The 21,056-nt window shown below is 57.2% G+C and carries 16 protein-coding genes; 7 read left to right on the forward strand and 9 right to left on the reverse strand.

The genetic code is table 11. The features are described from left to right. Nucleotides 1–165: 165 nt before the first annotated feature. The 4 genes from purT to FPL19_RS00020 are packed head-to-tail and all read right to left on the reverse strand — an operon-like array spanning nucleotide 166 to nucleotide 2,733. Nucleotides 166–1,371 carry a formate-dependent phosphoribosylglycinamide formyltransferase gene (gene purT, locus FPL19_RS00005; RefSeq protein ID WP_150909408.1) on the reverse strand — a complete coding sequence of 402 codons (1,206 nt, stop codon included), beginning with the start codon at nucleotides 1,369–1,371 and terminating at the stop codon, nucleotides 166–168. A gap of 32 nt (nucleotides 1,372–1,403) precedes the next feature. Continuing rightward, the gene (locus FPL19_RS00010) at nucleotides 1,404–1,586 is read right to left on the reverse strand and encodes a DUF1289 domain-containing protein (protein WP_150909410.1); all 183 of its coding nucleotides are present in this window, start codon (nucleotides 1,584–1,586) and stop codon (nucleotides 1,404–1,406) included. A 1-nt stretch (nucleotide 1,587) separates the two neighbouring features. Then, nucleotides 1,588–2,130 (reverse strand): gamma carbonic anhydrase family protein, encoded by a 543-nt coding sequence (locus tag FPL19_RS00015; RefSeq protein ID WP_150909412.1) that lies wholly within the window; start codon nucleotides 2,128–2,130, stop codon nucleotides 1,588–1,590. Nucleotides 2,131–2,142: 12 nt separating this feature from the next. After that, the gene (locus FPL19_RS00020) at nucleotides 2,143–2,733 is read right to left on the reverse strand and encodes an NUDIX hydrolase (RefSeq protein ID WP_263656792.1); all 591 of its coding nucleotides are present in this window, start codon (nucleotides 2,731–2,733) and stop codon (nucleotides 2,143–2,145) included. Nucleotides 2,734–2,829: 96 nt separating this feature from the next. Here FPL19_RS00020 and FPL19_RS00025 point away from each other — a divergent pair, with 96 nt between their 5' ends. Continuing rightward, complete coding sequence (locus FPL19_RS00025) at nucleotides 2,830–3,372, forward strand: NUDIX hydrolase (RefSeq protein ID WP_150909416.1); 543 nt, start codon at nucleotides 2,830–2,832, stop codon at nucleotides 3,370–3,372. Between the two features lie 11 nt (nucleotides 3,373–3,383). Here the strand turns inward: FPL19_RS00025 and FPL19_RS00030 are convergent, their stop codons facing one another. Both FPL19_RS00030 and purL read right to left on the reverse strand, forming a co-directional pair. Beyond that, on the reverse strand, nucleotides 3,384–3,695 hold the full coding sequence (locus FPL19_RS00030) for a Nif3-like dinuclear metal center hexameric protein (protein WP_150909417.1): 312 nt from the start codon (nucleotides 3,693–3,695) through the stop codon (nucleotides 3,384–3,386). 379 nt (nucleotides 3,696–4,074) lie between these two features. Beyond that, entirely contained in the window at nucleotides 4,075–7,980 is a 3,906-nt protein-coding gene (gene purL / locus FPL19_RS00035; RefSeq protein ID WP_150909419.1) for a phosphoribosylformylglycinamidine synthase, read from the reverse strand. 333 nt (nucleotides 7,981–8,313) lie between these two features. On the opposite strand from purL, the gene mltF reads away from it, so the two are divergent. Next, entirely contained in the window at nucleotides 8,314–9,801 is a 1,488-nt protein-coding gene (gene mltF / locus FPL19_RS00040; protein WP_150909421.1) for a membrane-bound lytic murein transglycosylase MltF, read from the forward strand. Nucleotides 9,802–9,844: 43 nt separating this feature from the next. On the opposite strand, the gene FPL19_RS00045 is transcribed toward mltF, so the two are convergent. Beyond that, the gene (locus FPL19_RS00045) at nucleotides 9,845–10,309 is read right to left on the reverse strand and encodes a regulatory protein RecX (protein ID WP_150909423.1); all 465 of its coding nucleotides are present in this window, start codon (nucleotides 10,307–10,309) and stop codon (nucleotides 9,845–9,847) included. Nucleotides 10,310–10,376: 67 nt separating this feature from the next. On the opposite strand from FPL19_RS00045, the gene FPL19_RS00050 reads away from it, so the two are divergent. Then, nucleotides 10,377–12,839, forward strand: a complete 2,463-nt coding sequence (locus FPL19_RS00050) for a DUF349 domain-containing protein (RefSeq protein ID WP_150909425.1) — start codon at nucleotides 10,377–10,379, stop codon at nucleotides 12,837–12,839. Here the strand turns inward: FPL19_RS00050 and FPL19_RS00055 are convergent, their stop codons facing one another. Next, on the reverse strand, nucleotides 12,840–13,106 hold the full coding sequence (locus tag FPL19_RS00055; RefSeq protein ID WP_150909427.1) for a late competence development ComFB family protein: 267 nt from the start codon (nucleotides 13,104–13,106) through the stop codon (nucleotides 12,840–12,842). Between the two features lie 189 nt (nucleotides 13,107–13,295). Here FPL19_RS00055 and FPL19_RS00060 point away from each other — a divergent pair, with 189 nt between their 5' ends. The 4 genes from FPL19_RS00060 to FPL19_RS00075 all read left to right on the forward strand — a co-directional run bounded on the left by FPL19_RS00060 (nucleotide 13,296) and on the right by FPL19_RS00075 (nucleotide 19,886). Further along, the gene (locus FPL19_RS00060) at nucleotides 13,296–14,504 is read left to right on the forward strand and encodes an acetyl-CoA C-acetyltransferase (protein ID WP_150909429.1); all 1,209 of its coding nucleotides are present in this window, start codon (nucleotides 13,296–13,298) and stop codon (nucleotides 14,502–14,504) included. Between the two features lie 31 nt (nucleotides 14,505–14,535). Continuing rightward, nucleotides 14,536–16,686 (forward strand): 3-hydroxyacyl-CoA dehydrogenase NAD-binding domain-containing protein, encoded by a 2,151-nt coding sequence (locus FPL19_RS00065; protein WP_150909431.1) that lies wholly within the window; start codon nucleotides 14,536–14,538, stop codon nucleotides 16,684–16,686. A gap of 272 nt (nucleotides 16,687–16,958) precedes the next feature. Beyond that, entirely contained in the window at nucleotides 16,959–19,130 is a 2,172-nt protein-coding gene (locus FPL19_RS00070; RefSeq protein WP_150909433.1) for a carboxy terminal-processing peptidase, read from the forward strand. 39 nt (nucleotides 19,131–19,169) lie between these two features. Further along, entirely contained in the window at nucleotides 19,170–19,886 is a 717-nt protein-coding gene (locus FPL19_RS00075) for a helix-turn-helix domain-containing protein (protein ID WP_150909435.1), read from the forward strand. On the opposite strand, the gene mtnA is transcribed toward FPL19_RS00075, so the two are convergent. Beyond that, a complete protein-coding gene (gene mtnA / locus FPL19_RS00080) occupies nucleotides 19,875–20,939 on the reverse strand; it encodes an S-methyl-5-thioribose-1-phosphate isomerase (protein ID WP_225314233.1) in 1,065 nt (354 codons plus the stop codon). The genes FPL19_RS00075 and mtnA overlap by 12 nt on opposite strands. Nucleotides 20,940–21,056: the final 117 nt, after the last annotated feature.

The following is a 21,056-nucleotide window of genomic DNA, read 5'->3' on the forward strand; positions in this document are numbered from 1 at the left end:
AGAAGAAATTCAATAACCGGAATCTCTAATGTTTTCAAACGGTTGTCTTTCGATTTCTGGCCCGCCTGACCGGCGTGCCCCTCGAAAGAGATGCGTATTCTACAGCCCAGCGGCTAGGTGTCAACGGTTCGTAAGCAAGTTTTTGCCAAAGGCGGCGAAATACCGTCAAAAAACCGCTTTTACCAGGCCGGCAGACCTCATGGCCTTTTCTCTCGCCTCTTCAATAGTGCTGCCTTTGGCCAGGGTGACGCCCATCCGCCTTTTACCCTTGAGCTCTGGCTTGCCGAAAAGTCGCAGATATACCTCGGGTTCAGCCAGAGCTTTCTCTAAACCGGTGTACGCCACGTCCGACGAATCCCCTTCAGGCAGAATAACTGCGGAAGCGCTGGGACCGAGCTGCCGGATGACGGGTACCGGTAACCCGAGTATCGCCCTGGCGTGAAGCGCAAACTCTGACAGATCCTGGGAAACCAGGGTTACCAGACCGGTATCATGGGGCCGTGGCGAGACTTCGGAAAACCAGACCTGGTCGCCCTTCACAAAAAGCTCGACGCCGTAGATGCCGTAACCACCCAGATTATCAACGACGGATTCGGCAACCTCGCGGGAACGACCGAGTGCTGCGTTACTCATGGGTTGCGGCTGCCAGGATTCCCGATAGTCCCCATCCTCCTGGCGATGGCCAATAGGATCACAGAACGAAATCCCGTCACGGTGCCGCACCGTCAACAGCGTGATCTCATAATCAAAGTCCACAAAACCTTCAACAATCACCCTGCCTTTTCCCGCTCGACCACCCGACTGGGCGTATTCCCACGCAGCCTCAATGTCCTCTTTACTATTCACGGTACTCTGGCCTTTGCCAGAGGAACTCATCACTGGCTTCACAACCAGCGGCAGTCCGATCTCGTCAACTGCGGCCAGATAATCGTCTCTGGTTTCCGCAAAGCGATAAGGAGACGTGGCCAGCCCCAGCTCTTCTGCCGCCAGCCGACGGATACCCTCCCGATTCATCGTGAGGTTCACGGCCCTGGCCGTGGGTATGACGCGGTACCCCTCCTGTTCCAGCTTGACCAGCTCCGGAGTGGCAATCGCTTCAATTTCGGGAACAATAAGATGAGGCTTTTCGGATTCGATGACGTATCGCAGCGCATCTCCGTCGAGCATATCGATTACATGGCTGCGATGGGCTACCTGCATGGCGGGCGCGTTGGCGTAGCGATCGACCGCAATCACTTCCACGCCAAGGCGCTGCAACTCAATGACCACTTCCTTTCCAAGCTCGCCAGAACCACAGAACAGAACGCGGAAGGCGTTATCTTTCAGTGGGGTCCCGAGCGTCACGGAATCTGGCGGGGCGGTTTCGGACATGGCAATGGTTTCCTTTCTGGTGGTTGATGGACTCAGAGACTGACCTGCTCTTCCCGCCGCGCGACGTTTTCGAGCACTTTACGGCGCTCTTCGTCGTCAAACCGCGGCCAATTCATTATCTCATTACTGGTACGATGGCAGCCGATACAGACATTATTTTCATCCAGCGCGCAGATACTGACACAGGGCGACTGCACCCGATCCTGTCGGCGCATCTCAGTCCTCCACTTCCGACGGTTCGCAGGGCTTGAGACACTGGCTATAGTTCTCTGCATTCTTGACGTAATGAGCGGCGCTCATTTCCAGCATTTTCTTCTCGTTGTCGGTCAGTTCCCGCTTGATCTTGCCGGGCGAGCCGACCACCATCGATCCATCAGGCACTTCCATACCTTCCGGAATCAGTGTGTTTGCCCCGATCAGGCAATGCTTACCAATTTTGGCGCCGTTAAGAACAACCGCATTAATACCGATGAGCGAGTAGTCCCCTATTTCACAGCCGTGCAGCATCACTTTGTGGCCAACCGTGACTCCACGACCGAGATTGAGGGTAAGACCCGGGTCCGTATGAAGTACGGAACCGTCCTGAACGTTGGTTTCCGGGCCGATGGTAATCCACTCGTTATCACCTCGGATCACCACGTTAAACCAGACACTCGAACGCTCCATTAGCCTGACACTTCCAATCACCGAGGCATTGTCCGCAACGAACTGCCCCTGCCCATGAAGTTCCGGCTTGCGATCACCAAGTTCAAAAAACATAACAGTCTCCTTTCAACCTTTCCTCGCCGGCTCGAGAAGATCGATGCCAGCGTCGTAAACTGCGTTCAGAAAATCCACCAACACAACCGCCGAAAGACCCCAGATTTGGAATCGGTCCCAGCGGTAACAGGGCACGTAGAACGTGTTGTTCATAAAGCTGAGAGCGTCGGTACGTTCCCGGCGGTCTTCCAGAAAGAAACTCACCGGCACCCTGAAAATGCTCTCGATCTCGGCAGGGTTCGCCGTTAGCGGGTGATCGCCGGGAATCACACCGACGTAAGGCGTCACCAGAATCTGGTGCAATGACATCACCTGACTGAGGGGCCCTATGAGCTCCACCTTCTCCGGTGGCAGACCGATTTCCTCGTGGGTTTCACGAAGGGCGGTTTGCGCAAGGGACTCATCTTCACGGTCACGCCGTCCACCCGGGAAAGAAACCTGCCCCCGATGAGTGCTCAGATTTGACGATCTGAGCGTAAAAACAATCTCGGGATTGTCACGATTCTCAGTAACCGGGACCAGAACCCCCGCCTCGGGATAATCCAGCGTCAATAATCTGGGTACATAACCCGAAAGGCGTTCGTGAAGTAGGTCGCGCAAAATCTGGCTCCGTTTTTACATCTGACTCTTGAATGAGACACCCGCAGCACGGATAGTTACGTTCACAATCACACACTCGTCCAGTTTACGGTGAACCGAATGAAATACTGCAGTACCTGCGGCGCGCAGGTCGAACAAAAAATTCCTGAAGGCGACAATCGCCATCGTTATGTGTGTGTTAATTGCGAAACCATACATTACCAGAATCCGCGAATTGTCGCCGGTACCGTGCCCGTTCTGGATGGCCAGGTACTTCTCTGCCGCCGGGCAATCGAGCCTCGGTATGGCTACTGGACCCTACCCGCCGGCTTCATGGAAAACTCGGAAACCACATTGGAGGCGGCCGCTCGGGAAACCGTGGAGGAAGCACTTGCCGACGTCACCATGAATGACCTTTACACGGTCATTCACGTGCCCCACATTGATCAGGTCCATATGTTTTACCGGGCCACACTGAACAACCGGGATTTCGGCGCTGGCGAAGAGTCACTGGAAACCCGGCTATTCCCCCTGGCGGAAATTCCCTGGGACGAGCTTTCCTTCCCAACGGTTCGCCGAACACTCGAACTGTTTCTGGCAGATTATGAAAAAGACCAGTATCCGGTACATGTTGAGGACATCCGCTACCAGATGCGCAAATAACATGACGCCCGTTACAGGTCTTCCATCCGAAAAACCTCATAGGCAGGCTCTTCATAAGGGTGCGCCAGCTTGAGAGCTGCAACCGCCGCCCTTATTGCACCGTCCTCACACACCAACTCCACCCGATACTCGGTCACCGTCTCGAGCTCGCCTGACTGACCCAGGAAGGGCTGACTGCCATCAAGCGGTCGGAATTGCCCCTGACCCAGGCACTGCCAAGCACAGCAGTCATAGTCACCGATCCGACCTGCGCCAGCTGTGAAAAGTGCATTCTTGGTTTCTTCCAGATGACTTTCAGGAACGAAATAGCAAAGTTTGTACATCAGCAACACCTCCCGATTGTGTGGCCAAACCCAATATCCAGGACAGATTAAGCAGTTATGCACTTACCCACAGAATCTGTGGATAACTCTGGGGAAAGTTTTTGGGAACCCTCGTCTACGCCCTGCGAATACTGCACTTCCGTCAAATTGGCGACAAATTACCCGATCACAATAAATGTTTATTTATCAATTAGTTAGTATTGTCTAGCAAAAAATGAATCGGGACCCAATGCTTTGCTCACGCAGTAACCAGCCCGGCCCCAAAAATGTGCATAAAACTCAAACGTCAAGTCCGTATCCGCCAATTTAACGAAAAAAACCGGCCTGAATTTCATCATTTTCAGATGCATTCAGACCGGTCTCCAGAATACGGGATTTTTTATCCGTACCAGCGCCGTGCGTTACGGAATATCCGTATCCACGGCGCATCTTCATTCCAGTGCTCCGGATGCCAGGAATGCTGGGACGTCCGGAAAACCCGTTCCGGATGGGGCATCATGATGGTAACCCGCCCGTCCCGCGTGGTGACGCCGGTAATTCCCTCGGCGGAACCATTTGGGTTGTATGGGTATCGCTCGGTAACCTGCCCCCGATTGTCCACGTATCGAAGCGCTACCAATTCGCTCTCCGTCAGATTCACGGGGCTGTCATTGCCAGAAAACTCGACGCGACCTTCGCCATGGGCCACGGCGATCGGCATACGTGAACCGGCCATGCCGTCGAGGAATGCTGACGGTGATGACGGAACCTCGGCCATGACCAGACGCGCTTCGAACTGTTCTGACTGATTCCTCACAAATCGTGGCCACCCCTGGCTGCCCGGGATCAGCTCGTGAAGATTCGACAGCATCTGGCAGCCATTACACACTCCCAGGGTTAATGTGTCCTGACGGTTAAAAAAGGCCGCAAACTGGTCCCTGACACGATCGTTAAACAGGATGGATTTTGCCCACCCCTCACCGGCACCCAGTACATCACCGAATGAGAAGCCGCCACAAGCCACCATCGACTTGAATCCTTCAAGGGAAACCCGCCCGGAGAGCAGATCACTCATGTGCACGTCGACAGACTCGAAACCTGCCCGATCAAACGCGGCTGCCATCTCCACCTGGCCGTTCACACCCTGCTCACGGAGCACCGCGACTTTCGGGCGTGCGCCGGTATTGATAAACGGGGCCGCAATATCGTCATCCAGATCAAATGTCAGTTCTGCCTGCAGACCGGGGTCACCGTCATCCTTCAGATTATCGAATTCCTGCTGGGCGCAGTCGGCGTTATCACGGAGAGACTGGATACGGTAACTGGTCTGGGCCCACAGCTGATGAAGCTCTGCCCGGGAACGGCAGATAACATCTTCGCCGCCGAAGGAGAACCTCACCTGATGATCACTGTTCAGGGTCCCCACGACTGAGGTGTGGTCATCAAGGCCGGCTGCCGAGAACTGCTGCAGCACAAAAGAGGTGTCCTCTCGACGCACCTGGATGACCGCCCCGAGTTCTTCGTTGAACAGTTCGCGCGGAAACTGGGACACGTCCTCTGCCAGGCCATCCAGCTTGATATCGATGCCGGTATGCCCGGCAAACGCCATTTCGGCCAGGGTGACAAACAGCCCGCCGTCGGAACGGTCGTGGTAGGCCAGTAGTTTACCGTCACCGTTCAGCCCCTGGATCACGGCAAAAAACGCCTTGATGTCTTCAGGGTCATCCAGATCCGGCGCCACTGCTCCGACCCTCTGGTAAACCTGTGCCAGACACGAGCCCCCAAGACGATTCTGGCCCGCCGCGAGGTCCACCAGAATCAGGTCAGTCTCGCCCGCATTGGTAATCAGCTGCGGTGTCAACGTCCGGTCCACATCCACTACCGGTGCAAAACCACTGACAATCAGTGACAGCGGTGAAGTCACGCTTTTCTGTTCACCGCCATCTTCTTCCCAGACCGTTTTCATGGACATGGAATCCTTGCCCACGGGAATCGCAATTCCCAACTCCGGGCACAGCTCCATGCCAACCGCTTTTACCGTCTCGTAAAGATTTTCGTCCTCACCGGGGTGGCCCGCTGCGGCCATCCAGTTGGCGGACAGACGGATATCAGACAGGGCTGCAATCGGGGCAGCGGCAATATTGGTGATCACTTCACCCACCGCCATCCGCCCTGAGGCCGGCGCGTCGATGACGGCAACAGGCGTGCGTTCGCCCATGGCCATAGCCTCACCGGACCGAACATCGAAAGAGGTAGAGGTTACGGCAACATCGCTCACCGGCACCTGCCAGGGTCCGACCATCTGGTCGCGGGCAACCAGCCCGGTAATTGTGCGATCACCGATGGTGATCAGAAAGCTCTTCGATCCGACAGTCGGCAGTCGCAACAGGCGATCGACGGCGTCGTTAACGTCGATCTTGCCAGAATCGAAGATCGGCTTGGTAAAGGATGAACGAGTCACGCTGCGATGCATGCGCGGCGGCTTGCCAAACAATACATCCATTGGCAGATCCACAGGCCGGTCATCAAAATAGGAATCCGACAACTGAAGATGATGCTCCTCGGTCGCATCACCAACCACCGCGTAAGGGCAACGCTCGCGACGGCAGAGTGCGTCGAAGAGTTCGAGGTTTTCCGGGGCAACGGCCATTACGTAACGTTCCTGGGATTCGTTACACCAGATCTCCAGGGGTGACATGCCCGGCTCGTCACTGGGGATATCCCTCAGTTCAAAACGGCCACCGCGGCCACCGTCTTTCACCAGTTCCGGCATCGCGTTGGAAAGCCCGCCCGCGCCAACGTCGTGAATAAAGCAGATGGGGTTTTCGTCACCCATTTGCCAGCAGCGGTCGATCACTTCCTGGCAACGGCGCTCCATTTCCGGGTTGTCTCGCTGAACCGAGGCAAAATCGAGGTTCTCGTTGCTGGAACCCGAGTCCATGGAAGACGCAGCGCCACCACCCAGACCAATCAGCATGGACGGTCCGCCCAATACAATCAGCTTGGCGCCAACGGGGATATGGCCTTTCTCAACATGATCGGCGCGAATGTTACCCAGACCGCCGGCAATCATGATCGGTTTATGGTAACCGCGGACTTCCTCGCCGTTTGCGCCGGGCACAAGGGTTTCAAACGTGCGGAAATACCCAGCCAAGTTGGGCCGGCCGAATTCGTTATTAAACGCCGCGCCACCAATAGGCGCCTCGATCATGATATCCAGCGCGGAAGCAATGCGCTCCGGCTTGCCATAACCGATTTCCCAGGGCTGGCCGTCGTCGGGAATATTCAGGTTGGAGACCGTAAAACCGGTGAGCCCGGCTTTCGGCTTAGAGCCCCGTCCGGTGGCACCCTCATCCCGGATCTCGCCGCCAGACCCCGTCGCCGCCCCGGCCGCTGGAGCGATAGCGGTCGGGTGGTTGTGGGTTTCCACCTTCATGAGGATATGAATATCTTCCTCATGGTAACGGTAGGTTCCGCTTTCCGGTTCCGGAAAGAAGCGGCCGCCCTTACTACCACGGATCACCGACGCGTTATCCTTGTAGGCGGATAGCACGCCATCACTGCTCATCTCATGGGTATTCCGGATCATCGCGAACAACGACTTTTCCTGACCCTCGCCGTCAATATCCCAGGACGCATTGAAAATCTTGTGGCGACAGTGCTCCGAGTTCGCCTGGGCAAACATCATCAGCTCGACATCGGTCGGATCACGCTCCAGGTGGGTGAACGACTTGACCAGATAATCGATCTCGTCCTCGGCAAGCGCGAGTCCCAGTGACTGGTTGGCCTCGACCAGTGCCCGGCGCCCACCGGAAAGAACCGGCACCCGTGCAAGTAGCCTGGGCTCTTCAGTGTGGAACAGCAGTTCGGCACCGCCCATTTCGTGGAAAACTTTCTGGGTCATGCGATCATGCAGAAGACCGGCAATCTTTTCCCGCTGTTCAAGGCTGAGTTTGCGGGCGCACTTTACGTAAAAAGCGGTACCCCGCTCGATACGACGGATCTGACGCAGGCCGCAATTGCGGGCAATTTCCGTCGCCTTACTTGACCAGGGCGAGAGCGTGCCCGGCCGTGGAACAACTAGAAAAAGCACCCCTTCCGGCTCTTCAACCGGTACGCTGGGGCCGTAGGTCAGCAACCGGTCCAATACCGCCTGGTCGCAGTCGGTCAGCTCGGACTCCAGGTCGGTGAAATGCATGAACTCGGCGTAAACATGCTCCACATCGGGCACTAGGTCCTGAATACGTGATTGCAGCTTGCGAGAACGGAAAGGCGAGAGCGCCGGAGCGCCGCGAAGTTCGAGCATATCTAAACCTGTGTGCGAAACGGGTTCGTCGGGGAAATGGCCAATAGCCGGCCAACTGAAAGGCCGCAATGATACTCGAAAGCTGGACCGGGATACAGCGTTCTACCGCCTCTGGCACCTGGATAAATTTACATCATTTTGCACAGATATTGAGCAATTAATTTGACCGCATCATCCAGACCATAGATCATGATGTGAGCCAGGGAGGCTTTGGAATGGGCTTTAAGGCGCTGGTGATCGAAACTGCAGGCGCGCCGTAGAACCCATCGTAACGGAATGAGGGAGTTCGTAACTTTGCTAGATCTCTTGATATCCAATGGTCAGCAACCGCTGATGGCGTCATTAAGGCGGGCCCTCATTTTCGGCGCGCTGTTTGTCATGGCCGGCTGTTCCCGGCCCAGTACCCTCCAGGAAATACAAGCGGAAGGCGTGCTTCACGTCATTACAAAAACAGCCCCTTCGATTTATTACGAGGGTCGCGACGGCAAAACCGGATACGACTATCAGCTTGCCAAGATGTTCGCTGAGGATCTGGGGGTCGAGCTCCGGCTCCGGGTTGCGGATGACAACACCGAAATTCTTTCCGTGCTCGATCAGAATTACGCCCACATAGGAATGGCAGGTGTCTCTGCACGGGCCGGATACGATTCGCGGTTCCAGGCCATCGCCAATGGCACCAAAGCCAGATCCGTCATTGTTTATAACCGTGAGGCGGAAAGCCCGGAGTCCTTGAAGGACCTGGACGGCAAAACTCTGCATCTGCTTGCGAACAGCAACCATCGCCGGCAGCTCCAATCATCGGAGGAAGTCATCGACGATGTTCAGTGGCAGGAGCATCCGGGCCTTGATGCTGCTGGCCTGCTGGCCCGAGTTCAGTCCGGCGAGTTTTCATACGCCGTGGTTGCCTCCAACGAATTGAACCTGAACCACGTGTTCTTTCCCGAGGTCAAACGGGGATTCAGCCTGAATGATCCGGCCGACGTTCTTTGGCTGTTTCCCGCCGAGCAGGATCAGAGCCTGGTGAAGGCCGCCAGGAAATTTTTTGCAAAGGTGGAAGCAGACGGCACGCTGGCGCAACTGAACGAAAGATTCTATGGCCACCTTGACCGCTTGAACTATGTCGGCGCACGCACGTTCCTTCATCACGTCAGAAACCGGCTACCCAAGTACGACACTCTGTTTAAGCAATATGCCAAAGAGTACGATCTCGACTGGCGTCTGCTGGCAGCGGTGGGCTACCAGGAATCGCACTGGCGTCCGAATGCGGTTTCGCCCACCGGTGTACGCGGCCTGATGATGTTGACTCGCAGCACCGCCAGCCATATCGGAATCAGCAACAGGCTGGACGTGGAGGAAAGCATACGTGGCGGTGCGAAATATCTCACCATCGTTCGCCGCAAGGTGCCGGAACGCATTCCCGAGCCGGACAAAACCTGGTTTGCACTGGCTTCCTACAACGTCGGCTGGGGCCATGTTGAGGACGCCCGTCGCCTGACAGAAGGTGCCGGCAAAGACCCGGATCGGTGGATGGACGTCAAGGAATTCCTTCCCCTCCTAAGCCAGAAAGAGTGGTACACGAAAACCCGTTTCGGATACGCCCGCGGCAACGAGCCGGTTATGTACGTACAGAATATTCGACGTTACTACGACTTTCTGGCCTGGATGTATGAACCCACGCAGGTGGCCGATGCCGACAAGGAAACCTGGCTGAACGAACTGGAGGCAGCCCAGCCAACCGTTGCACCCGGTCCGCGAGTGATCAAGAAAGGCAGCGGGCATAAAGTGCCGGAAGAGCTGAGCTATCTGCCGCCAACACTCTGATTCAAATTTGCAGTCGACTCCCGATGAGGGTTCTGTCTTACCGCTACTCGGTTGAAACCGCTTCCAGAGCGGATTCAATATGGTCGCTGGCGTAACCGCGGCGGGCCAGAAACCGCCCTTGCCGGCCTTTTTCATCCCAGTCCCCACGAATGTCCGCCAAACCAAACCGCCGGTCCCGAACCCGGATAGCCGCTTCGATCCACTCTCGGTCGGTCGTTGATGACAGCCACTCAGGCGGCGTCCGGATACCCCGTTGCTGAAGTTCGGCAATGATCTTCACCGGGCCATAGCCAAGATCGAATCTCTGACGGGAGAAGACATCGGCAAAACGCTCGTCGCTGAGCCAATTGTTGGCCTCGAACTCGTCCAGCACTTTTTGGATCGTAACCGCTTCCACCTTGCGCTGACGCAACTTGAGATCCAGCTCAAGCCGGCTGTGTTCGCGCCGGGCCAGTAACCTCATTGCCGCCGCCCTGGCCTTATCTTCCGGATCTTCCTGTTTTGCCATTCCAAGTCTTCCCGCCCTTGCCTTCAAAGCGCTAGACTAGCGCCCATATTTTCAGAAGGATACCTTTATGGCTGCGCTCATCCAGAAACTCTTTGGCCGCAAAAAAGCACCCGCTCCGAAACAGACCGAACCTGCCGAACCCACCGTAAACCAGCAGGAAAAAGCGGACCGCCAGGATGAATTGCGCCAGCAGCAGCTTTCACAACTAGCCGCATCACCATCACAGGCTGAACTGGAATCGCTGGCCACCGCAGGTGTCACCGCGGAGATCCGGCTCTCTGCGGTGAAAGGCCTGAGTGATAAACAGGCCCTGCAACGTGTCCAGAAACACGCCAAGGGGAAAGACAAAGGCGTCTACCAGATCGTTCGCCAGGCCCTTCAGTCCATAAAAGCAGACGAAGAAGAGGCCCAACACCGGCAAGAGGCCATCATCGGCCTGATCCGCAACGCCCAGGATCAGGCCAAAAGCGATGACACCAAGCTGTTTGAGCCACGCCTGGAAGCCCTGCTAAAGCGCTGGTCGGACCTGGAAAGCCATGCCACCGAAACGCAGACCAGCGAGTTTCTCCAGGCCGTTCATCAATGCCGCAGCCGCCTGGACGAGATTAACGCCGAGAAAGACCAGCAAACCCGGGCCAGGGAGCAGAAAAACCAGCGCACTGAAACCCTGACGCTGCTGGAGCAGACTATCGACGAACTCAAACACCCGTCGGAAGACGCCGAGCCGGCCCTCGCCTCCCTGGATGCCTTACAGAAAACCCAGGAAAACCGTTGGCTGGAAGCCACTCGCGAAACCACCGTTGAAAAGCAGGAGCAGAAAAGCTATGAAGCGCTCATGCTGCCCCTGCGCTCCTACATTACGGCACTCAGACGCCTGGGCCAGAACCGTGATGCGATCCAGACCCACTTGAACGAACCGGAGAGCGACCCGACCGCCGTCAAAGAACTGCTCGACACCATTGACTGGCCAGAGGGTTTTCCGCTGCCACCCCTGCTTCAGCAACTGGCCAATAAAGCCGGCGAGACCCCCCGCAAAAACCTGGAAAACCAGAGTGCAACCAAGGATTCAGCAGAACAGAAAGCCCTTGCGGATACGCTGACCCAAACGCTCTCGCAACTGGAGCAGGCTCTGGAAGCGCGCCAGCTCAAAGAGTCCCGGCAGTTATTCAAAGCGGCGCAACAGCAGTTCAAACAGCTCGACCGTAAGTACAGCCAGCCCCTGCAGGCCCGAATCCAGCTTCTGGGCGGCCAGCTTCGTGAACTCACAGACTGGCAGGGCTTCGCCACCCGGCCAAAGCAGATCGCCCTGTGCGAGCAGATGGAATACCTGGCAGAGCAACCCATCGAGCCTGAAGCCAAGGCCGAGCGGATCAAGGAACTGCAGAATGAGTGGCGGGGGCTCGGTGGCTCATCCGACAGGGAACTCTGGGCAAGGTTCAAACAGGCATCCGACCTGGCCTACGAGCCCTGCAAAGCCTATTTTGCGGCAAAATCCGGCCTGAAAGACGCCAATCTGGAAGCCCGAAAAACGATTGTTGAACAGTTGCAAACCTTTATCGACAACGCTGACTGGCAATCCATCGACTGGAAAGCAGCGGAACAGATCCATCAGAAAGCCCGGGAAGAATGGAAGGCCGCCTGGCCCATTGAATTCCGGGATAACCGTCCGGTTCAGAAAGACTTCGATGCGCTGCTCAAGCGGCTGGAAGAGCCGTTGAACGAAGAGCGCAGAAAAAACGAAGCACTCAAGCAGGACATTGTCGAGCGCGCTGAAGCCCTGACTGACCACGAGCCGCTTTCAGAGGCAATGAACCAGGCAAAAGCGCTGCAGAGCGAATGGCAGCAGGTGGGCATTACCCGCCATCGGGAAGACCGCAGACTTTGGCAGGCTTTCAGGAAGGCCTGCGACCAGATTTTCGCCCGCCGGGATGCCGCGAAGAATGAGCAACAGGCGCAAGCTCAGGCGGCCGATGAACAAGCCGGCCCCGTATTGGAAAAATCCCATCAGCTGGACGAAAGCCACCCACTCCCAGACCTGGCCTCATGCCTGGGAGAGCTGGATGCACTGAACCATGAGCCGCTTTCAGGCTCCGCTCAGAATCAGGTCAGACAGGAACAGACGCGATTGAGATCACTGATTGAATCCTTGCGCAGCCAGGAGAAACTGAACGCCTGGAAGAGCCATGTTCAGTCGCGGGTGGCAGGTTCACTGAACGCATCCGATCTGCCCGGGCACTGGCCAAAACTGGCCGAGAGTCTTGAAATCGCAGATGCGGCAGAGCTGGTTATCCGCGCCGAGATACTGGCAGAAACCGCCTCACCGGCGGACGAACAGTCCAAACGCATGGAAATCCAGGTTCAACGGCTGGCCGATGGCATGGGTGGCAATGGAAACGATCAGAGCAGACTGGCCCAGATGGAAAGCCTAGTCGCCTGTTGGTGCCAGCTGCCGGAAGACGAGTCGCTCAACCAGGAGCGTGCTGATCGGCTGATCGCCGCACTGGAAGCAGCGGTCAGTCAGCCAGCCTGATTACAGCTCTCTCCTATGACCCCGCACGAATTCCCTGGCTTCCTTCACGGCGGTCAGGGAATTCTTCTTCATGGCATCCATCTCCCCTTCCGCCATGTAAAACACCATATCAACACTGTGCCGGTAGTACTTTGACGGCAACCGGTTGAGCGCCACGCACATTACGTCGGTCAGAAAATCCTCGTCGTCATCCGGGTGGTGGGTTTCATCAATGGCGTCAGCGACCAGCTTTTCATACAGATTATCAATGGCGTCTCTCAGAGACATGGCTTTGCTCCTGCCTTTGCGGGTTATCCTTCCTACACCATAGATGCCGCTGCATTAAAAGTCATGAGTGGCATCACGCCTCTGAGCAGTTTCGCCAATGCAATTGGCACTGCGCGCCATTACCTCTTCCTCCCTCCAGCCGCTATGGTTATACCCGATCAACTTTTACCAGCCCACAGAGGACAGGAAATGACCACCGAAGCCTATATCTTCGACGCGGTCCGCACGCCCAGAGGGCGCGGCAAAAAAGACGGCTCCCTGCACAGCGTCAAGCCCATCACCCTGATGACCCAGATTCTTAACGCGCTTCAGCAGCGCAACAGCCTGGACACCTCACAGGTGGACGACATCGTGCTTGGGTGCGTTACCGCCGTGGGCGATCAGGGCGCGGATATTGCGAAAACCGCCGCCCTGGCCGCGGACTGGGACGAGGTCGTCGCCGGTGTCACGCTCAACCGGTTCTGCGCGTCGGGGCTCGAAGCGGTGAACCTGGCGGCCATGAAGGTACGCTCCGGCTGGGAAGACCTGGTGGTTGCCGGTGGTGTGGAAGCCATGTCCCGGGTTCCCATGGGATCGGACGGCGGCGCCTGGGCCACTGATCCGGCCACCAACCTGCACACCGGCTTCATGCCCCAGGGCATAGGCGCCGACCTGATCGCCACTCTGGAAGGCTTCAGCCGGGAAGACGTGGACGGATTTGCCGTAAAATCCCAGCAAAAAGCGGCCAACGCCTGGGAAAAGGGCTATTTCGCCAAATCCATCATTCCGGTGACCGATCAGAATGGCGTGATTATTCTGGACCGGGACGAACACGTGCGCGGCACAACGTCTCTTGAATCCCTGTCCGGGCTGAAACCCTCCTTCCAGATGATGGGCGAGATGGGCTTCGATGGTGTGGCGCGGGAAAAGTACCATTACGTCGAGAAAATCAACCACGTACACCACGCCGGCAACTCTTCCGGGATCGTCGACGGCGCCACCGCGATGCTGATTGGCAGTGAGGCCAAGGGCAAGGCCCTGGGTCTGACCCCACGCGCCCGCATTCTGGCAACAGCGGTTACCAGCACCGACCCCACCATCATGCTGACCGGCCCTGCCCCTGCCGCCCGAAAGGCGCTGGAAAAAGCCGGAATGACCGCAGACCAGATTGACCTTTTCGAAGTGAATGAAGCCTTCGCCTCGGTGGTGATGCGTTTTCAGCGCGAACTGTCCGTACCCGATGAAAAGGTCAACGTAAACGGCGGCGCCATCGCCATGGGTCATCCCCTGGGGGCCACCGGGGCGATGATTCTGGGCACCCTGCTGGACGAACTGGAGCGGAGAGAACAGCGCTACGGCCTGGCCACCCTCTGTGTGGGTGGCGGTATGGGCATTGCCACCATTATCGAGCGCATCTGAGCCGACGACAGATTTCGAGGAGACATCGAACATGAGTGCCATTCAGTACGACCTGGGATCAGACAAGATTCTGACCCTCACCATCGATATGCCCGGCCAGTCCGCCAATACCATGAACGCGGAGTTCCGTAGCGCCCTTACCGAAACCGTCAGCAAGGTGAAAACTGATCTGGACGGTATCGCCGGCATCATTATTACCTCCGCCAAAAAGACCTTTTTTGCCGGCGGTGACCTGAAAGAACTTTACCGGGTCACCCGTGACGACGCCGAAGCTTTCGAAGCCATGGTCAATGGTCTGAAAGCGGAAATGCGTGCACTGGAAACCAGCGGCAAACCGGTGGTCGCGGCCATTAATGGCTCGGCCCTGGGCGGCGGCCTGGAGATCTGCCTGGCCTGCCACCACCGCATTGTGATGGACGACGACAAGATTCAGCTGGGCCTGCCGGAAGTGACCCTGGGCCTGCTGCCCGGCGGTGGCGGTACCCAGCGGCTACCCCGGATGATCGGCCTGGAAGCGGCCTTTCCCTACCTGATGGAAGGCAAGAAAGTGAATCCGAAAGCCGCCCTGAAGGCGGGCATTGTGGACGAACTGGCCAGTTCCAGAGAGGACATGCTGTCCAAAGCCCGGGCCTTTATCGAAGCCAACCCCAAGTGCCAGCAGCCCTGGGACCAGAAAGGCTTCAAAATCCCCGGCGGTGCACCGCACCATCCCGCCATGGCCCAGAAACTGGCCATTGCGCCGGCCATGCTGAAACAGAAAACCCGAGGCTGCTACCCGGCCCCCGAACGCATCCTTTCGGCCGCAGTTGAAGGCGCACAAGTAGACTTCGACAACGGCAGCCTGATCGAAACCCGATATTTCGCCGAGCTGGCCATTGGTCAGGTCGCCAAGAACATGACCGGCACTTTCTGGTTCCAGCTTAATGCCGTGAACGCCGGTGAAAGCCGTCCCAAAGGTGTGGAAAAGGAAACCTTCCGCAAGGTGGGCGTACTGGGTGCTGGCATGATGGGCGCCGGTATCGCCTATTCCACGGCAACCCGCGGCCTGGACGTCGTACTCAAGGACGTTTCCACGGAAAATGCGGAAAAAGGTAAAGCCTACTCCGAGAAACTGCTGGCCAAGAAGGTCAGCCGTGGCCGGATGACCGAGGAGCAGAAAACCGAGGTTCTGAATCGCATCACCGCAACCGGTTCTGCAGAAGACCTGGAGGGGTGTGATCTGGTGATCGAAGCGGTCTTCGAGGACAGCGAGCTCAAGGCGAAGGTGACACAGGAAGCGGAAGCGAAGCTGGTGAGCAATGGCATCTTTGCCTCCAATACCTCCACCATCCCCATCACTCAACTGGCAGAGGCCTCGGCAAAACCGGAAAACTTTATCGGCCTGCACTTTTTCTCGCCGGTGGACAAGATGCAACTGGTGGAAATCATTGTGGGTGAAAAAACCTCCGATGACACCCTGGCCCGGGCGTTTGATTACGTTCAGCAGATCGGCAAGATTCCTATCGTGGTGAACGACAGCCGCGGCTTCTTTACCTCCCGCGTATTCGGCACCTTTGTGAACGAAGGTATCGCCATGCTTGGCGAGGGCATTCACCCCTCCAGCATCGAAAATGCGGGGCTGCTTTCCGGCATGCCGGTGGGGCCGCTGGCGATCTCCGATGAAGTCAGCATGACGCTGATGCAACATATCCGTGACCAGAGCAGAAAAGACACGGAAGCGGCGGGCAAAACCTGGAATGCACACCCGGCCGAAGCGGTGATCGACCAGATGGTCGGTACCCATAACCGCAAGGGTAAGGCCGCAGGCGCCGGCTTTTACGAGTACCCGGAGAACGGCAAGAAATACCTCTGGCCGGAGCTGACTTCCCTTTACGTGGATCAGCAGAAGGCACGGTCGACCAACCTTCAGGACCTTAAAGACCGGATACTGTTTATCCAGGCCATCGAAACCGTCCGCTGCCTTGAAGAAGGCGTTCTGAGAACCATTGAAGATGCCAATATCGGCAGCATTTTCGGCATTGGTTTCGCGCCCTGGACCGGCGGCGCCATCCAGTTTATCAACCAGTATGGTGTAAGGGCGTTCAGCGAAAGAGCGAAAGATCTTGCCCAGCGTTTCGGTGACCGCTTCAACCCACCGGCCCTGCTACTGGAAAAGGCCGAAACCGGAACGCCGTTTGCCTGACCGCCAGCGATACCCTCCGGGCTGCGCACAGCAGCCCGGCTTCTCCCGTTTTTGCTCCCGCGCCCACGAACGGATACAAACCTGACAATTTCATGGACAGATTGTCACGAAGCGACACGCCCAACCTCTAGCAACGCCCTCTGGCCTTGCCTACAATGAAAATTAATGAGTCAATCCGGCATTGCGAAACATCAAGCGTTACTCCTACCGGGCCGAGCGATATCGTTCGCTTTTCCTGCCCGTAATGCCCCACATCGTCAGGTAGCCACTCTATGAGCATCTCGGAACGCATTTTGACCCGTTACGGCCAACCGGATCGCCCGGTGCGTCGCCTGTTAAGGGCAGTATCTATCGGTCTGATGCTGGCGTTACCGCTGCAGGTCGCCGCCGTCTCCGTTGACGCAACCTATGAACCCGTATCTCCCACCGTCGATCAGGCCAGGGCCAATATTCTGATCGCCCGCCAGCTGCAGTTCACCCATTTTCGCGATATGGGTATCAACGACGCGCTGTCCGGGGACGTTTTCGATGCCTATCTGAGTTACCTGGACGGCCAGCGCGTCTACCTGACCCAAAAGGACATCAACCAGTTCAGCGCTGTCAGGGAAGGCCTTGGGTCGGCCCTTAAAACCGGCCAGCTGCAACCGGGTTTCGACATCTACAATCTGGTCCAGAAACGAATCATCGAGCGCATGAGATTTGCCATCGGTGTTGTTGAAAAGGGTATCGACAAACTGAGCTTCGAGGGCAACGAGCAAATGCTGCTGGACCGGTCCGAAGCCCAATGGGAACCTGACCAGGCCGCAATGGATGAGCTTTGGGTCAAACGTATCAAGAATGCGGTGCTGGCCCAGCGCCTGAACGGCAAGAGCAATGAAGAAATCGAAAAATCCCTGCTACGCCGCTACGAAGGCCAGCTTCAACGCACCCTTCAGGCCCGCAGTGAAGATGCGTTCCAGGCCTACATGAACGCCTTCGCAGGGATGTGGGACCCGCATACGTCCTATTTTTCGCCGCGGACGTCGGAAAACTTCAATATCAACATGAGCTTGTCGCTGGAAGGTATCGGCGCGGTATTGCAGTCGGACAACCAGTACACAAAAGTGGTGCGTCTGGTCCCGGGTGGCCCAGCAGCCAAACAGGGGCAGCTTGAGCCCGCCGACCGCATTGTATCGGTCAGCCAGGGTGATGAAGACAAGGTCGTCAACGTAATTGGTTGGCGCCTGGACGAAGTGGTCGACCTGATCCGCGGCCCGCGCAACTCCGTGGTGACGCTTGAGGTCATTCCCGCCGATGCCGCCGACGAAACGGTTACCGAAACCATCTCCATCAAGCGGGACGAGGTAAAGCTGGAAGAACAGAGCGCCAGCAGCGACGTGATCGAGATTGACAATGATGGCGGCACTTTCCGCATCGGCGTGATCACCATCCCGACCTTCTACGCAGACTTCAAGGCGATGATGAACAACGAACCCGATTACAAGAGCACCACGAGAGACGTCCGCAAACTGATCGACGATCTCAAGGCAGAAGGCATCGACGGCATTGTCATGGACCTGCGCAATAACGGTGGCGGCGCCCTTCAGGAAGCTAACGATCTGGTTGGCCTGTTCATCGAAGACGGCCCCACGGTGCAGATCCGCAACTCCAACAACGACGTCAAGGTGCTGGCTGATCAGGATCCGTCCGTCACTTACGACGGACCCCTGGTTGTGCTGGTGAACCGCATGAGTGCGTCGGCATCCGAGATTTTTGCAGGCGCCATTCAGGACTACGGGCGCGGGCTGGTTGTGGGCTCACAGACTTTCGGTAAGGGTACCGTGCAGGCTATCCGTCCGCTGAACCACGGTCAGCTGAAAATCACCCAGAGCAAGTTCTACCGCGTTTCAGGTGGGTCGACCCAGCACAAAGGCGTGATTCCGGACATTGAAATCCCGTCCCGCTATGACAAAACCCAGATCGGAGAGGATGCGCTGGACAACGCCCTGCCCTGGGATCAGATCGAGGCCGTTCCCCATGACCGCTACTTCGACTTCAGCGGCATTATTGATGAACTGCGCAAACGCCATGCAGAGCGCTTCTCGGAAAGCCCGGAATTCGGCCTGCTACAAAGGGAAATCGACTTCCTGAAAGAACAGCGGGAAAAAACCTACGTCAGCCTGAATCCGGAAGAGCGGGACCAGTACCAGACGCAGGTTGAGAAAACCCGCCTGACGATTGCCAACGCCCGTCGCGAAATCCGTGGCGAAAAGCCCTTCGAAACCCTGGAGCAGCTTGACGACTGGCAGGACCAGCAATCGGCGGATCTGGACACAACGGATGACCAGATGGACTTCATTATCCGGGAAGGCGGCAAGATCATGGCGGATATGCTTGCGCTGAATCAGAGCATGGCTTCGATACTGGGACCCAAGCAGATTGCAGCCCAGGCACCAACCCGCTAAAAACCAGACATAGGGCAACGCCAGGGACGGACAGGTCCAATGACCACCAAAACCAATGACGCCGGCAACGAGAGCGATCGGAAGCAGGCGAGGCAACTGGAAAGCATGCTCATGGACGCCATGCACGCCATGCGTTCAATGGATGAGGTTGAGCCTGTTGACGACCAGGGTCCGGAAACCCTGGTAGAACGGATCGCCGGGTTCACCGGTTCGGCCCTGCGTTTTGCGGCCAAATCCACAGACAGATCAATCCGGGTGGGCCGTGCCCTGATGAATTCCCAGGACCAGCTTCGAATGATGCTTGCGGCAGGGAATTCGCTGCGGGATATCCGTGAAGTGGCTGGGCTGACGCTATCGGAGATGAGCGAAGCCCTGAATCTCAAGGACAAATCGGTTCTCGAAGCCATTGAAAATGGCACCACCACCCTGTCCTTTGAACTGATCCTTCGCCTGGCCGCCCTGGTAGCAAGGAATGACCCGATTCCGTTCATACTGCGCACTACCCGCAACTACAACCCGGAAGTGTGGCGCATTCTCGACGACTGGGGCGTTTCGCGGCTGCCACTGCAGTTCGAGCGGGAACGCCAGTTCATCAACATCTTCCGCAGCCACGACGACGCCCGCACCCTATCCGATGAAGGCTTTGAAAAAGTGCTGCAATTTACCCGGCAAAGCTTTGAAATGTCACTGCATTTTATTGAAGAACAGGAAAAAGAGCTGGCGGAAATAAAAGCTGCGGGCCGCTCAGAGGAATAGCGTTTTCATCCGCTCGCTGTCCGGACGCTCAACCACGCCTCTCTCTGTCACGATGGCATCAATCAGATCTGCAGGTGTCACGTCAAAAACCGGATTGAATACCTCAACCGATTCCGGCGCCATGGGCAGGTGGCGAATCTGTCGCAACTCTGACCCTTCCCGCTCTTCAATCGTAATGTCATCACCGCAAGCAAGTGCCATATCCACCGTGCTTGCAGGCGCAACCACCATGAATCCAATCCCGTGGTAACGCGCCAGCACCGCCAGGCTGTAGGTGCCGATCTTGTTGGCCACATCTCCGTTCGCCGTAATGCGGTCAGCGCCGACAATAACCCAGCTGACTTTTCCTGAAGCCATAATGGCTCCTGCCGCGCTGTCGGCGTTCAGAGTGACCGGTATACCGTCACGGGCAAGTTCCCAGGCGGTCAGCCGGCTGCCCTGCAGCCAGGGACGGGTTTCATCGGCGTAAGCGTTGACCAGCAAACCGGTCTCGTGCAGGCGCCTGATCACCCCCAGAGCCGTACCGTAGCCACCGGTTGCCAGGGCCCCGGTATTGCAATGGGTCAGCACCGACACCGGCCGATCCGTGTTGATGTGAGCCAGGGCATGATCCGCCATGGCCAGATTGGCCGCCAGATCGTCCTGATGAATCTCAATGGCTGCCGCCGCAAGCTGCTCCGCGGCGTCTGCTGCAGTGCCACAATGCTGCAGCTTTTCGCTCATCAGTTTCAGTGCCCAGAACAGGTTCACGGCCGTCGGCCGGGATGCAGCCAATAGCTCTATCGACTGCTGAATCTGGTCCTTCCAGTGGTCCCCGGAAGCGCCCCGGGCCGCCAACGCCACACCGTAAGCCGCGCTGATACCAATGGCCGGCGCACCTCGAACCACCATGTCCCGGATCGCCCGGGCAACGCCCTCAGCGGTATCGAGCCGCAACCAGGCCTCCTGGTCCGGCAATAGACGCTGATCCAACAGCTCAAGGCTACTGCCGTGCCAGCGCATGGCAACGGTGCCGATCTGCCGGTTGGCGGGCTGGGTGATGGCCTGATTCATAGAAAACTCCGCACAGCATTGAATGGGTTGATTGTACCGTTTAACCCTCCCCCGCGGGTAGTTCTCGGGCGGGTCGCTCGCTATACTTCCCGACTGGTTTATTTCTCCGTGACAGGT

This window comes from Marinobacter halotolerans (assembly GCF_008795985.1).
Taxonomy (GTDB): Bacteria; Pseudomonadota; Gammaproteobacteria; order Pseudomonadales; family Oleiphilaceae; genus Marinobacter; species Marinobacter halotolerans.

What these genes read in the sequence shown, in the direction of transcription:
- purT (WP_150909408.1), bottom strand. Translation starts at nt 1,371, where the DNA reads ATGTCCGAAACCGCCCCGCCAGATTCCGTGACGCTCGGGACCCCACTG.
- FPL19_RS00010 (WP_150909410.1), bottom strand. Translation starts at nt 1,586, where the DNA reads ATGCGCCGACAGGATCGGGTGCAGTCGCCCTGTGTCAGTATCTGCGCG.
- FPL19_RS00015 (WP_150909412.1), bottom strand. Translation starts at nt 2,130, where the DNA reads ATGTTTTTTGAACTTGGTGATCGCAAGCCGGAACTTCATGGGCAGGGG.
- FPL19_RS00025 (WP_150909416.1), top strand. Translation starts at nt 2,830, where the DNA reads ATGAAATACTGCAGTACCTGCGGCGCGCAGGTCGAACAAAAAATTCCT.
- FPL19_RS00030 (WP_150909417.1), bottom strand. Translation starts at nt 3,695, where the DNA reads ATGTACAAACTTTGCTATTTCGTTCCTGAAAGTCATCTGGAAGAAACC.
- purL (WP_150909419.1), bottom strand. Translation starts at nt 7,980, where the DNA reads ATGCTCGAACTTCGCGGCGCTCCGGCGCTCTCGCCTTTCCGTTCTCGC.
- mltF (WP_150909421.1), top strand. Translation starts at nt 8,314, where the DNA reads ATGGCGTCATTAAGGCGGGCCCTCATTTTCGGCGCGCTGTTTGTCATG.
- FPL19_RS00045 (WP_150909423.1), bottom strand. Translation starts at nt 10,309, where the DNA reads ATGGCAAAACAGGAAGATCCGGAAGATAAGGCCAGGGCGGCGGCAATG.
- FPL19_RS00050 (WP_150909425.1), top strand. Translation starts at nt 10,377, where the DNA reads ATGGCTGCGCTCATCCAGAAACTCTTTGGCCGCAAAAAAGCACCCGCT.
- FPL19_RS00055 (WP_150909427.1), bottom strand. Translation starts at nt 13,106, where the DNA reads ATGTCTCTGAGAGACGCCATTGATAATCTGTATGAAAAGCTGGTCGCT.
- FPL19_RS00060 (WP_150909429.1), top strand. Translation starts at nt 13,296, where the DNA reads ATGACCACCGAAGCCTATATCTTCGACGCGGTCCGCACGCCCAGAGGG.
- FPL19_RS00065 (WP_150909431.1), top strand. Translation starts at nt 14,536, where the DNA reads ATGAGTGCCATTCAGTACGACCTGGGATCAGACAAGATTCTGACCCTC.
- FPL19_RS00070 (WP_150909433.1), top strand. Translation starts at nt 16,959, where the DNA reads ATGAGCATCTCGGAACGCATTTTGACCCGTTACGGCCAACCGGATCGC.
- FPL19_RS00075 (WP_150909435.1), top strand. Translation starts at nt 19,170, where the DNA reads ATGACCACCAAAACCAATGACGCCGGCAACGAGAGCGATCGGAAGCAG.
- mtnA (WP_225314233.1), bottom strand. Translation starts at nt 20,939, where the DNA reads ATGAATCAGGCCATCACCCAGCCCGCCAACCGGCAGATCGGCACCGTT.